Below are 13,171 nucleotides of genomic sequence, written 5' to 3'. Positions count from 1 at the left end.
TGCGAATTTTTATGTTTGATAGTAATGTGCTTTGTAAATTCTGAAAGAAACGAGTTTTCTAAAGTAGATAAGATCAGGTCCTCTTTCGTGTAGCGATGAGCCATAAATTCCTGAAGCCTGGATTTAGCAGTAATCAGTTTGCAAAAGGTTGGCCAGGCACGTTCGTTCGCCAAGACCAACTCCAGGAAATGAAATAGGAATTCATCGGTGGCGACCACTAAGGTTTTGGTCCAATCTTTATTGTCCCATATTTTTCTGCCTCTTATTACCAATTTCTCGGCGCGTTTAATTAGATCAGTTTTTTCCTCTTTTATCAGTTCTTGTTGTGAGGGACGTATTACATCTTTTTTCCCAAGCGATTCTGACTTGCGTTGATACTTAATAGTATCTTTTATCAATTCATCTAACGCCATACTGAAATCGGCGTTTTCTTTTCGTTCCGTGATTTGGCGCTGTCCATTGAGTGGGCTTTTATAAGATGCGAAAACTTCTTTGGGGGTGGCAAGTCCGTTTTGGCCACTACCAGGTCAAAATGCCGTTCAAGGTCAGTTTTCATCTGCCTTAGCTTTTTATTGATCATTGTGTGATCGGGGCAGGTAGACAGCACTATTTTTTTATCATTATCCCAGTCATCGTAGCGGATGTAACAACTTGTTGAAATCTCATCATCTAAGCCATCAATTGTTACCCTGCAGTACAGTGGCAGTAGTCCTTTTTTATTAAGCTTTTTTGTTTTTCGATAAAATAAAATCGACAGGCTCTGATTGACTTGCATGTCTGTTAGATTTAAGATTTTTAAAAAATCTCTTTTAAGTTGCATAAAGCAAACAGCCTGCATAACCGCAGGGGCCAACAATATAGGCCCCCGCGTTGGCCCCCGAATCAGCCCTCATTTTATTTGTATTGATTTGAATTGAATTGATACAGAAATCTGCTGAAAGTCAAGCGAGAAGCGGCTTTAAACGAAAAATGGCGTTCCGTTTGAACGCCATTGAAATTGTATCCAGTGATCCCGACAGGAATCGAACCTGTATCAAAAGTTTAGGAAACTTCTATTCTATCCATTGAACTACGGGACCAAAATTCACCGGCAATTGCCCGGTGGAGGGCAAAAATAAGAAGAAAACTTAGAAACCCCGGTGCCCAACTGATTAATTCCCTGAAAATGCTGCCATTAGCATTTTTTTATTTCTTTCCAAACCCTACTGACATACTGTTGTCACTACCCTGTTATAGGTTTGCATTGTACTTATTACAATACTTAAAAATAATAACCATGTCAACGCAAAGTTTAACCTCCGCTGCTGTTATCAACTCCCAGGAATTACTGAAACACTGGCAAGGTCATCGCGGCCTTACCCGTAAAATGATCGAGGCTTTTCCTGAAGACAAGCTTTTTTCCTATTCTATTGGCGGTATGCGTCCATTTTCTGACCTGGTATATGAATTTCTTGGTATGGCAGTTCCCGGAGTGAAAGGCATCGCCACCGGCAACTGGCAAAAATGGGCCGACGCGGAAAAAGTGAGCACCAAGGCTGATTTGCTGGCCCTGTGGGACCAGGCTACTGCCGAAATCAACGAGATCTGGGAAACCATTCCACCTCACCGTTTTGCAGAGGAAACTGTGGCTTTTGGCCAGTGGCCCGGTACCGGTATTTCTTTCATCTTCTATTTTATTGATAACGAAATCCACCACCGTGGACAGTCGTATGTGTACCTGAGAAGCCTGGGTATTGAACCGCCAGCTTTTTGGGACCGTCACTAAAAAATTAAGCGAATTGCACGGCCAATTCCTGGCCGTGCAATTTTGTTTGCTGCTGGTTGTGCTGGTTTTCCTAACTTCCAGCATAATTGATTCCTGTATGAAAAAAGCCTTTTACATATTCTCGCTGGGCCTGACACTGTCATTTATTACCATGACCTCCAGCGCTCAAAACAAGCCTATCCTTAACCATATTGCCTTATATGTAACTGACCTGAAAACAAGCACCCATTTCTACCAGCATGTGATCGGTCTCGATACCATTCCTGAACCTTTTCACGATGGCCACCATACCTGGTTCAGCATTGGCACCCATGGTCACCTGCATGTTATTTCAGGCGCCATCGCAAAAACCACGCACGAAAAAAATACCCACCTTTGTTTTAGCGTCCCTTCCATCAACGATTTTGTGGCTAATCTCAAAAAAAACGGGATAGAATATGAAAACTGGGCCGGTGAAAAGAACACCGTCACCAAAAGGGTTGACGGCATACAACAACTTTACTTTCGCGACCCCGACGGCTATTGGATCGAGATCAACGACGACAATAAATAAGCGGCAGGTCCTGGCTGAGCAAAGAGCAGTACGCTATGGTTAAAACTCCGACTTCGGGTTTTTCAGCCTATCTTTGCAGTCCTTAAAAAATAAAGGTTTATGAAGTTTTATTCATGGCTTATACGCTACCGCCTATACCTGGGTCTGGCGCTGATAGCTCTGGGCGTACTGGCCAATGTGTACAGTGGTTTCTGGCCCGCTTTCCCGGCCTATTTAATCGGCCTGATCCTTATTGCCGGTCACTTTTTTATTGGTCCCCTTCGCCTTATTCAGGAACATATGGAAGCCGGCGATCTTGATGGTGCCAAACGCGTTCTCCATTCTATTAAATATCCCAACCTGCTGTATAAACCCATCCGCTCTGCCTTCTTTACCTTTAAAGGTCAGCTGGCTATGATGGAACAGGATTTTGATTCCGCAGAAAAGAACATGAAAAAAGGCCTCGACCTGGGTACGCCCATGAAAGAGGTAAAAGGCGCCAGTATGCTGCAAATGGGGATGATATCCTTACAAAAGAACGACTTTAAACAAGCTGAAAAATACATTCGCCAGGCCATTCGTGAAGGTTTGCCCGATAAAGAAAATGAAGCGGCCGCCTACCTGCAAATGTGTAACATCATGATGAACAAACGGGAGTTTCGCGCGGCAAAAGAGTTCTTCCGTAAAGCCAAGGCCCTGAAGCCTACTACTGCAGAAATTGTTAAGCAGATCAAAGAATTGGAAAAACATATTCCCCGCCTGCCGGGTTAGTTTTTGGTCTACGGCCGAAAATTGAAGTAAGAAGTCGGAGGTAAGAAGTTCAAAAAGCTTCAGATCTCCGATTTTTCTTTATAGACCAAAATCGCGTTTTAACTGCTTCATACAGGCTTCCAGTACAATAATAACTTCCTGTACCTGTGCGGGTATTTTATCCAGTTCTTCTCCCTTCTTTCCATTCGTTTCAATGGTTCTTACCACCTCTTTTATTTTTGTAATGCCCATGCTGTCGATCGTTGCTTTTAACTTATGCGCCAGCTTGCTTACATTCACCCAATTCTGTTGCACGGTTTCTTTTTGCAGGTCTGCCATTGATGGCGGCACCGTTTCCAAAAACAATTGCACCATCTTTTTAACAAATCCGGTATCGCCGCCCGAAATGGTTTGCACCATATTCAGATCGTACAACTTCTCCTCTGCGCCCATAACAGGTGTGTTTGATTCGTTCATAGGTGTAGTTGCCGGTGCCCCGGCACCTGATTTTAAATTATTTGATATTACCATGAACAGCTTTTGTTCATTGAATGGTTTGGGTAGAAAATCGTTCATACCTGCCGCCAGGTATTTTTCACTATCGCCCTTTAAGGCGTTGGCTGTAAGCGCCACAATGGGAATAGCCGCTTTAACAGGATCGCCCAACTGCCTGATGGCCCTTGTGGCTTCTATTCCATCCATTTCAGGCATTTGTATATCCATCAGCACCAGGTCGTACTTATTCTTTTGTATCATGGCAACAGCCTCCCGGCCGTTGTTTACAACGTCTACGGTAAATCCCCATGACTCCATAATATGCCTGACGAGGTATTGATTCAACTCCACATCTTCGGCCACCAGAACATGCCTGTTGCCCAGGCTTTGATAATTCAGGTCTTGTGTCACGGTTGACTGATTGAGTTTAGATGAACTAATTGCAAAGGGTAATTCAAAGCTAAAGCATGAACCTTTTCCTGCCTCACTATCCACTTTCAGTTCGCCGCCCATCATGGTTATTAATTCCCGGCATATGCTTAATCCCAAACCGGTTCCTCCATGTGTACGGGTAATGGCTACATGTGCCTGCATAAATGGCTCAAAAATCAATCCTAACTGACTTTCGGTTATGCCAATTCCGGTATCTTTTACAGTAAAAGCTATCCGGGCTTCATCACCCTTTTTATTTAGTAAACGGGTTTCAATGGTTACGGTACCTGTTTCGGTAAACTTCAGGGCATTGTTAATCAGGTTGTTCATTACCTGGCTTAACCGGTATGGATCGCCCAACACTATCAGCTCTTCACCAAGCAAATTCTCATATACCAACCCAATACCTTTTTCCTCGGCTTTATAAAGAAACGATTGTAAACAAAGCTCAATGCGATCGGCCAACGAAAATACTACATGTTCAAACTGCAGCTTTCCTAATATAATTTTTTCAAGATCGAGCACATCGTTCACAAGTAATAACAGGTTATTGGCGGAATTCTGAATTAATCGCAAATAATTCTGCTGCTGCTCATCTAAATTGGTTTTGGCCAGTAACCCTGCAATGCCCAATACCCCGTTCATGGGTGTTCGTATTTCATGGCTCATGTTGGCCAGAAAAATTTCTTTGGCGCGGGCTGCTTCTTCCGTCAGTTTCTTTGCCTGCCTCAACTCCCGCTCCACTTTTACTCTGTCTGAAATATCCTGGGCAAAACCTATTACATAAGGGTCTATGCCCGGAACATCCATCTTATAATTCTGGTACAGCAAATAAATTACCTTACCGGTTTTGCCTTGTATCCGAAACACCCCTTCCGATTTACCACTCCGCAGTATCGGTTGCAGGTAGTTCAACTCATATAATGCCAGGTCTTCTTCAGGTAAAAATTCTACCAGTTTACGCCCTACCATTTCGCCGGCCGTATAATCCAGCGCCAGACTTGCAGCAGGATTTACAGATAATAACCTGCCGGTTAGATCGTGCGTGCAGATCCACGCCTGACTGTAATTGAAAAGGTCACGGTATTTCTTCTCACTCAATTGTATATACTCCTCTGCCCGTTTTTGCTCACTGATATCAATACTATATGCAATGCAGAACTTTACCTGCTCGTGCTCATCCAATACCGGTTGTATATGCCTGATGTGATATTTAACCTGTCCGTCGGGGTATTCAAACCGCTCCTCCCATTTCTGCATCATCCGGGTTTGCACAGCTTCTTCTATCATCTCTTTCCGGCGGACGGCTAATTCAGGTGGCTTTTGCTGTATACGGCAGTAATCATCGATGTTTTTACCTATGAGCCATTCCCGCGTTGTTGCCTCTTTTATAACCGCAGAATTAATAAACAGGAATTCGCCCTTCGTATTATATACTGCAATGTCTGCAGGAATATTCATAACCACCTCTTCGTAGAATGAAGGGAGTGCATTCTTTTGTTGTTCCTGTATGGTTTTCATAGGTTTCATGCCAGGTGCCCATTTTTACCGGACGTTTAATTCACCAGCTTGTATCATGCGGTAAATGGTTGATTTACCTATATCCAGCTTCTTTGCTACCAGCAATACGTCTTTGTCGTATTTATCGAGATAGTGTTGTATGATCTGTAATTCAAATTCTTTCAGGGTCCTGTCTTTATTCATCAGGTCGTTTACCGAGGAACTGGAATTAAGAGTGATGTGCTCGGGTAAAATGGTATCGCCATCGGCCATTACTACTGAGAGCTCAATTACCGACCGCAGTTCCCGCACGTTACCGGGAAATGCATGGTTCAACAATCGTTGCTGCGCTTCAGGTGATAGTAATTTTTTATCGGTATTGTTCTCTTTGCAGAACAGGTCCATGAAATGTTTGGCCAGTATAACAATATCGTTTCCACGCTCGCGCAATGGTGGTATCAGTATGGGTAATCCTATTAAACGATAATACAGATCTTCCCTGAACCTTCTTGCCTGTACTTCTTCCAGCAGGTTTTTATGAGTAGCAACAATGATGCGCACATTGATCGGCACTATCTCATTTCCCCCCACGCGGGTTATTTCCCGCTCCTGTAACACGCGCAGCAACTTGGCTTGCAGGTTAATGTCCAGTTCGCCAATCTCATCTAAAAAAAGCGTACCATTATGCGCTTCTTCAAATTTACCTATGCGGCGTGTAATGGCGCCCGTGAAAGCTCCTTTTTCATGTCCAAACAATTCACTTTCTATCAGCTCACGGGGAATAGCCGCCACATTCACTGCAACAAACGGCTTTTTGCTTTTTTCGGAATTATAGTGAATAGCGCGCGCCACCATTTCCTTTCCCGTACCCGTTTCGCCGGTAACGGAAACAGTTATATTGGTTTTGCAGGCTTTTTCTATTAAACTGAATACTTTCTCAAATACCGGGCTTTTACCGATCAGGTATTTCGAGTAGTCGTACTTCTTTCCAACCTGTTCTTTTAAATGCTCCACTTCTTTTCGCAAGCCGTCAATTTCCTTCAAATGCAACAGGCTGTTCCACAAGCGGTCTTTGGCATCATCATCTTTTACAATATAGTCGAAGGCGCCGTTCTTTATAAGGTTGATGGCTGTTTTAATATCCTCCTGACCCGAAATGATGATCACCTGAATACCAGGATCAACTTCCTTGATCTTTTTCAGCACTTCGCTGCCATCCATATCGGGCATGGAATAATCAAGCGTTACAACCTCAGGCCGTTCGTGCAGGTGATTGAAGAAATCCTTGCAATTGTGATAACGTTTAACCTCATAGTCAGGATTAAGCGCCAGGTAGTGCTGCAGCATGGAGCCATACCATACATCGTCCTCAAGGATGAATATTTTTAAAGGGTGTTGGTTTTTCATTATAGTGAAAATCTGTAATATTAGAAACGATGGAATTTAGATTTTATTCCCAAAAAAAGAACGATTCCCCCTTCGAAACCTCTATTTCTTTTTTTCGCATAAGCTACTTATTATCAATCACTAATAGTTTCTCCTTAGTGGAATGAGGCGTATACGATACACGAAAATGCAGTAAATTCCGGGAAAACCGGCCCATTTAGTCACGCAACCGCTAAATTTTTGTGCACATTTAGCAGCTGTTTTTGAACATATGGCGGTTTACATATTAGGCCCCTATAGTATCTGTTGACCGTTCGTTATCTTTGTTTAATGAGCGTGAACCGGGAGCGCCTTAATCAAAGATTTGTTGAAGAATACCAGAAGCTGAACCCTCAGCAAAGGCTTGCTGTCGACACCATTGAAGGTCCCGTTATGGTTATTGCCGGGCCCGGCACCGGTAAAACCCAGATCCTCGCCAGCCGGATTGGCAAAATACTGCTGGATACCGATTCACAACCCCAGAACATACTTTGTTTAACATATACCGATGCGGGCGTGGTGGCCATGCGCCGGCGCCTGTCGCAGTTTATTGGGCCCGATGCCTACCGCGTTAACATCTACACTTTTCACGCTTTTTGCAACGATATCATCCAGGAAAACCTGTCGCTTTTTGAAAAAACTGCGCTGGACCCTATTTCTGACCTGGAAAGAATTGAGTTGTTCAAAAACCTGATTGATACTTTTCCAAAGAACCATGCGCTCAAACGCTACCGGGGCGATGTGTACTACGAAATACATAACCTGCAATCGCTTTTCAGTACCATGAAACGTGAAGGCTGGACGCCCGCTTTTATCAACGAACGCATTGACGCCTGGCTGGCCGATTTGCCTACCAGGGATGAATTCGTTTACAAACGGGCATACAAAGGTTTCAAAGCCGGCGATCTGAAGAAAGACAAGTTTGAGGAAGAAAAAGAGAAGATGGAAAAGTTGCGGGCTGCGGTGAATGAATTCGACCGTTTTCAGCAACTGATGCGTGAACGCAACCGGTATGACTTTGATGACATGATCAACTGGGTGATCAAAGCTTTTGAAGAAAACCCTGCCCTGTTAAACCGTTACCAGGAACAATTCCTGTACATCCTGGTTGATGAATTCCAGGATACCAGCGGTACGCAAAACCAGCTGGTAAAACTATTGATCAGCTATTGGGAAACACCCAACATTTTTGTAGTTGGCGACGATGACCAGAGTATTTACCGCTTTCAGGGCGCCAACGTGGAAAACATGTTGCAGTTTGCCAACTCCTACCGCGAAAGCCTGCTCACCGTTGTGCTTACCAACAATTACCGGTCGGCCCAACCCATTCTCGATGTTTCGATGACGCTCATCAACAATAACCAGGAGCGGCTGGTGAAACAAATTGAAGGCCTGAGCAAAAATCTTAAATCATCGCACCCGCGCTTCTTTGCACTGGAGCCAACGGATTCCATTCCTGCTATAAAGGAATACGAAACGCAGCGGCATGAAATGGTGGATATAACCCTGCAGGTGCAGGAGTTACTGGATCAGGGCATACAACCTGGAAAGATCAGCATCATTTACCGCGAAAATAAATATGGTGAAGAACTAAGCCAGTATTTCAAAACGCTGAACATACCGGTTTACAGCAAGCGTCATTTGAATTTATTGACGGAACCGTTCGCCAAAAAAATAATTCTACTCATAAAATACATTGCCGCCGAACATGATATTCCCTATGGCGGTGATGAAATGTTATTTGAGATCCTGCATTTCGACTGGTTTAACATTCCACCCATTGAAATTGCCAAGCTAAGCATTGAAGTGGCCGACAGGGCATTTGGCAATAACAAAACCTCCTTGCGCCGCTTATTGTACGACAAGGGAAATACTCCACCTGCTGATCTGTTCAGCAAGGGCCTGCACCCAGGTTTGCTACAGGCTACCAAAGCGCTGGAAAAGCTCATTTCTTCAGCACCCAATGTTACGTTGCAGGTACTGGTTGAAAGTATCATTCGCCGCACAGGTTTGCTGAACATCATTATACAAAGTCCCGAAAAAGCGTGGATGATGCAGGTGTTAACCGCCCTGTTCGATTTTATAAAAGATGAAACGCACCGCAATCCTTTACTGCAGTTGACAGACCTGGTTGAGATATTCGACCTCATGGAAAAAGAAGGATTGTCGTTGCCGCTGGTGAAAGTTAGTGGCAATGATAAAGGGGTGAACCTGTTAACTGCCCATGGTTCGAAAGGATTGGAATTTGAATATGTATTTATTGCGGGTTGCAATGCTTCCTCCTGGGAAAAAAAGCGCAAGCCTGGTGGTGGATACAAAATTCCCGAGAACGTATTTTTGAGTCTGGCCAACGGACCCGCTGTAAACGAAGCAGGCAAAAGCGATAAGGATATTGAAGAATTGCGCCGGCTGTTTTACGTGGCGCTTACCCGTGCAGAACAACACTTATTCATTTCTTATTGTAGATATAAAAATGATGGTAAGGAACTGGAACCTTCCATGTTCCTTGCTGAAATACAGGAACAGCACCAATTGCCCGTTGAAAAGGTATTCATCAGCGACGAAGAATTAACAGAGTTTCAGCTAGTACAATTTGGGGAAACAGAAGCGCCCGAAATTAGCCGAATAGAAGAAGATTTCATCACTGCCCTGCTTGACAGGTTTGTGATGAACGTAACCGCGCTGAACAATTATTTAAAATGTCCGCTCGAGTTTTATTTCAAAAACCTGTTGCGTATTCCCTCACCCAAGAATGAAGCCACCGAATTCGGTTCGGCCATTCACCATGCACTGCAACGGTTCTTTGAAAAAATGAAGGAAAACAACAATGTTTTCCCCGGCAAGGCTGAGTTTATAGATGATTTTAACTGGTACATGCATCGCCATCGCGAAAATTTTACCCGCGAACAGTTTGAACGCCGTCTTGAATATGGTCAGGAAGTACTCAGCAATTATTACGATAAATACATTTTCACCTGGAACCGGATCGTTACGGTAGAAAGGAATATCCGCAACGTGGTTGTGAATGGGGTTCAACTTAAGGGTAAGCTTGACAAACTGGAGTTTGATGGCAAGCAGGTGAATATTGTGGACTATAAAACCGGCGACCCGGATAAAGCAAGGGCCAAACTACAGCCGCCCAGCGAAAAAGACCCCAATGGCGGCGATTACTGGCGTCAGGCCGTGTTTTACAAAATTCTGGTCGATAACTACGAAAGCCGGGACTGGCAGGTTATCAGTACCGAATTCGACTTTATTGAGCCTGATAAAAAGAAGGTATACCGCAAGGAGAAAGTAATTATAAAACCATCTGATATTACCACCGTTTCCCAGCAAATTGTTCAGGTATGGGAAAAGATCCAGAACCGGGAGTTTTATATCGGCTGTGGCAAAGAAGACTGCCATTGGTGCAATTTTGTTAAAACCAATAAAATGGCCATCGCTTTACACGACCTTACTGCAGAGGAAGAAGAAGGGTAGCCTGCCCGCCCCCTTTACCCCAATTTAACGGATTTTGAAGCAACAATTGTCAATAAAGGGCTTAAGTTTGCGGCCTTATGAAGTATGCTTCTTTATTAAAAATAGTTCCGCCGTTCCTTTTGATCCTTGCGCTGCTTCCGAGTACCCTGGTGCAAACAGGTTGCGCCAATATTATTCCCCCTACGGGTGGTCCCCGCGACTCCCTTCCACCAAAACTGGTGAGCGTTAACCCCCGCGATTCTGCCCGGAACTTTAATGGCAAAAAGATCGTACTGGAGTTCAACGAATTCGTTCAAATTGATAATATCCAGGAAAACCTGCTGGTATCGCCTGTACCCAAAATCAATCCGATAGTTGACTCCAAATTGCGTACAGTAACCGTAACGGTTAAAGATACCCTGCAACCTAACACTACCTATACCATAGATTTTGGTAATGCTATAAAAGATGTAAACGAGGGTAATATATTGAAGAATTTTACTTACATGTTCACTACGGGTAACAACCTCGATTCATTATCGCTTACCGGTAAAGTAATAATTGCCGAAACGGGTAAAACCGATTCTACTCTCATTGTAATGCTGCATAGAAATGGGGATGACTCGGCCGTCATAAAAGAAAAGCCCCGATATGTTGCCCGGGTTGATAATAAGGGTAATTACACTTTCAAAAACCTGCCTGCCGATTCATTTTCTTTATATGCCCTGAAAGATGAAGGCGGCCAGCGCCGCTACCTCAGCAACAGCCAGCTGTTTGCGTTTGCCGATGCACGGGTAATACCCGGTCTATCTCCCAAACCAATAACCCTGTATGCTTATACAGAAAAGGATACAGCTACAGCTAAACCAAAGAGCAATAAACCGGCACCACCACAGGCGGCCAGGCCTGCAAACAGCAAAAAAACTGATAAGCCGGTTCACCTGCAGGTTGAAACCAACCTGACCAGTAATGATCTGGACCTGTTAAGCCAGCTCGAATTACGGTTTGGCACCCCACTCAAAACTTTCGATAGCACCAAATTAATACTGGCCAGCGATAAAAATGAACCACTCACCAATTATCGCTTTATCAGAGACACCAGCAATAAAAAGGTGACCATTTCTTATGCCTGGACAGAAAATACGCCCTATAAACTCATTATAGACAAAGGGTTTGCTACAGATACTGCTGACCATGACATTGGCAAAAACGACACCATCAGCTTCCGCACAAAAAAACAAAGCGATTACGGACTGATACGCTTGCGTCTTATTAACCTCGACATAAAGAAAAACCCCGTTTTACAGTTTGTTGTGGGCGACCAGGTAAAATATGCCTATCCTATGAGCGGCAAGGAGTTTAATGCCAAATTGTTTCAACCCGGTGAGTATGACCTGCGCATTTTATACGATGACAATAAAAATGGCATTTGGGACGCGGGGTCCTTCTTTGGACATCATCAACAACCCGAAAAAGTACTTCCCATCAGTCGCAAACTAACCGTTAAAGCCAACTGGGATAATATAGTCGATATCACTCTTTAGAAATGAAGAGTGTCGTGAATACCACAAAAAATAAGCATGGGTACCTTTTTGTAACTCTGCATTTTATACGTAAAAAGTGTTTCATCGAACTTAAAACCGGGAACTGGCAACTTCAAATTATCTTTGCAGTATGGAATTCTCTTCTTCTTTGTTGGAAAGTGCGGTGAGTGAATTTGCCAAATTGCCAGGTATTGGTAAAAAAACAGCCTTGCGGCTGGTTCTGCATTTATTAAAGCAGGACCCTGGTAATGTGGAAGCATTTGGTGAGGCAGTGCTTAAAATGCGCCGGGAAATAAAGTTTTGCGAACGTTGTCATAACGTGGCAGATTCTACCACCTGTGCTATCTGCGCCAATCCGTTACGCAAGCAGGAGCTTATTTGTGTGGTAGAAAATATTCGCGATGTTATTGCCATTGAAAGCACCCAACAGTTCAGTGGAGTTTACCATGTGCTGGGCGGCATTATTTCGCCCCTCGATGGTGTGGGTCCCGACCAGCTTACTATTGAACCTCTTATACAACGCATAGCTAAAGAAAAGACAGAAGAACTCATCTTTGCCCTCAACCCTAATATTCAGGGCGATACCACCATTTATTATATACAGAAAAAGCTACAGGGAACACCTGTCAGAATAACAACTATAGCCCGGGGCATTGCCTTTGGCGGCGAACTGGAATACGCCGATGAAATGACCCTTGCCCGCAGCATTACCAACCGCCTGCCGGTTGAAAAGTATGTGCAGCACTAGGCGGGTGGTTACAGCCAGTAATGGCGCTATGCATTAATACTTAGCCAATAACAACAAGTTTGCTATTAACATAACAAGCTGTAAATTTGCATCCGCATAGGCGGATTTGTTTATTGTTCGGCCTATGCATCCTGAGCAGGTTGGGATCCGATAACTGGCATCCTGATAATATTGGGCAAATGCTAAAACTGAACTAATAAACGAAAAGAAACTCTCGCTAAAACAGTTTCCCAACGTTTACAAGTTCGGTTCGCTATTATAGAGTCGCCGATAGTAACCACTATCGACATTGTTTCGCCGTCTGGCAAACACCTCACTCGTCCGGTTCTGCTCATCAACATAAAACGTTTTGAAAAATAAAGGAGGGCAGCATGAAAACAATACAACAAAGTCTGAAAGAACGGATCCTGATCATCGATGGCGCCATGGGCACCATGATCCAACGGCATAAGCTTGAAGAAGCTGATTATCGCGGCGAGCGTTTTAAAGACTGGGCAAGCGACCTAAAAGGCAATAACGAC

Annotated in this window: 10 protein-coding genes and 1 tRNA gene; 6 read left to right on the top strand and 5 right to left on the bottom strand. The window is 44.0% G+C overall.

Annotated elements, in window-relative coordinates; translation table 11 throughout:
* From ACJ751_RS06070 to ACJ751_RS06060, 3 genes are all read right to left on the bottom strand, one after another.
* Positions 1–413 (bottom strand): hypothetical protein (locus tag ACJ751_RS06070; protein ID WP_407744484.1); only part of this gene is annotated, 413 nt, incomplete at its 3' end.
* On the bottom strand, positions 404–820 hold the full coding sequence (locus tag ACJ751_RS06065) for an Arm DNA-binding domain-containing protein (RefSeq protein ID WP_407744483.1): 417 nt from the start codon (positions 818–820) through the stop codon (positions 404–406). The genes ACJ751_RS06065 and ACJ751_RS06070, both read right to left, overlap by 10 nt.
* 187 nt (positions 821–1,007) lie before the next feature.
* A tRNA-Arg gene (locus ACJ751_RS06060) sits at positions 1,008–1,079 on the bottom strand.
* Between the two features lie 197 nt (positions 1,080–1,276).
* Between ACJ751_RS06060 and ACJ751_RS06055 the strand changes: the two genes are divergently transcribed.
* From ACJ751_RS06055 to ACJ751_RS06045, 3 genes are all read left to right on the top strand, one after another.
* Positions 1,277–1,765, top strand: coding sequence for a DinB family protein (locus tag ACJ751_RS06055; RefSeq protein ID WP_407744482.1), 489 nt, complete (start codon positions 1,277–1,279; stop codon positions 1,763–1,765).
* A gap of 97 nt (positions 1,766–1,862) precedes the next feature.
* On the top strand, positions 1,863–2,318 hold the full coding sequence (locus tag ACJ751_RS06050) for a VOC family protein (RefSeq protein WP_407744481.1): 456 nt from the start codon (positions 1,863–1,865) through the stop codon (positions 2,316–2,318).
* Between the two features lie 99 nt (positions 2,319–2,417).
* Entirely contained in the window at positions 2,418–3,068 is a 651-nt protein-coding gene (locus ACJ751_RS06045; RefSeq protein WP_407744480.1) for a tetratricopeptide repeat protein, read from the top strand.
* Between the two features lie 78 nt (positions 3,069–3,146).
* On the opposite strand, the gene ACJ751_RS06040 is transcribed toward ACJ751_RS06045, so the two are convergent.
* Both ACJ751_RS06040 and ACJ751_RS06035 read right to left on the bottom strand, forming a co-directional pair.
* Positions 3,147–5,504 carry an ATP-binding protein gene (locus tag ACJ751_RS06040; protein ID WP_407744479.1) on the bottom strand — a complete coding sequence of 786 codons (2,358 nt, stop codon included), beginning with the start codon at positions 5,502–5,504 and terminating at the stop codon, positions 3,147–3,149.
* Positions 5,505–5,519: 15 nt separating this feature from the next.
* A complete protein-coding gene (locus tag ACJ751_RS06035; protein ID WP_407744478.1) occupies positions 5,520–6,881 on the bottom strand; it encodes a sigma-54-dependent transcriptional regulator in 1,362 nt (453 codons plus the stop codon).
* Between the two features lie 309 nt (positions 6,882–7,190).
* Between ACJ751_RS06035 and ACJ751_RS06030 the strand changes: the two genes are divergently transcribed.
* The 3 genes from ACJ751_RS06030 to recR all read left to right on the top strand — a co-directional run bounded on the left by ACJ751_RS06030 (position 7,191) and on the right by recR (position 12,650).
* On the top strand, positions 7,191–10,379 hold the full coding sequence (locus tag ACJ751_RS06030) for an ATP-dependent helicase (RefSeq protein ID WP_407744477.1): 3,189 nt from the start codon (positions 7,191–7,193) through the stop codon (positions 10,377–10,379).
* A 77-nt stretch (positions 10,380–10,456) separates the two neighbouring features.
* Complete coding sequence (locus ACJ751_RS06025) at positions 10,457–11,902, top strand: Ig-like domain-containing protein (protein WP_407744476.1); 1,446 nt, start codon at positions 10,457–10,459, stop codon at positions 11,900–11,902.
* 130 nt (positions 11,903–12,032) lie between these two features.
* On the top strand, positions 12,033–12,650 hold the full coding sequence (gene recR, locus ACJ751_RS06020; protein ID WP_407744475.1) for a recombination mediator RecR: 618 nt from the start codon (positions 12,033–12,035) through the stop codon (positions 12,648–12,650).
* The last annotated feature ends 521 nt before the right edge of the window (positions 12,651–13,171 follow it).

Source organism: Niastella sp., from assembly GCF_045805085.1.
GTDB lineage: Bacteria > Bacteroidota > Bacteroidia > Chitinophagales > Chitinophagaceae > Niastella.
The sequence above is the reverse complement of the archived record's forward strand: the minus strand, read 5'-3'. Positions and strand labels throughout refer to the sequence as shown.

What these genes read in the sequence shown, in the direction of transcription:
- ACJ751_RS06035 (WP_407744478.1), bottom strand. Translation starts at nt 6,881, where the DNA reads ATGAAAAACCAACACCCTTTAAAAATATTCATCCTTGAGGACGATGTA.
- ACJ751_RS06065 (WP_407744483.1), bottom strand. Translation starts at nt 820, where the DNA reads ATGCAACTTAAAAGAGATTTTTTAAAAATCTTAAATCTAACAGACATG.
- ACJ751_RS06050 (WP_407744481.1), top strand. Translation starts at nt 1,863, where the DNA reads ATGAAAAAAGCCTTTTACATATTCTCGCTGGGCCTGACACTGTCATTT.
- recR (WP_407744475.1), top strand. Translation starts at nt 12,033, where the DNA reads ATGGAATTCTCTTCTTCTTTGTTGGAAAGTGCGGTGAGTGAATTTGCC.
- ACJ751_RS06025 (WP_407744476.1), top strand. Translation starts at nt 10,457, where the DNA reads ATGAAGTATGCTTCTTTATTAAAAATAGTTCCGCCGTTCCTTTTGATC.
- ACJ751_RS06030 (WP_407744477.1), top strand. Translation starts at nt 7,191, where the DNA reads ATGAGCGTGAACCGGGAGCGCCTTAATCAAAGATTTGTTGAAGAATAC.
- ACJ751_RS06045 (WP_407744480.1), top strand. Translation starts at nt 2,418, where the DNA reads ATGAAGTTTTATTCATGGCTTATACGCTACCGCCTATACCTGGGTCTG.
- ACJ751_RS06055 (WP_407744482.1), top strand. Translation starts at nt 1,277, where the DNA reads ATGTCAACGCAAAGTTTAACCTCCGCTGCTGTTATCAACTCCCAGGAA.
- ACJ751_RS06040 (WP_407744479.1), bottom strand. Translation starts at nt 5,504, where the DNA reads ATGAAACCTATGAAAACCATACAGGAACAACAAAAGAATGCACTCCCT.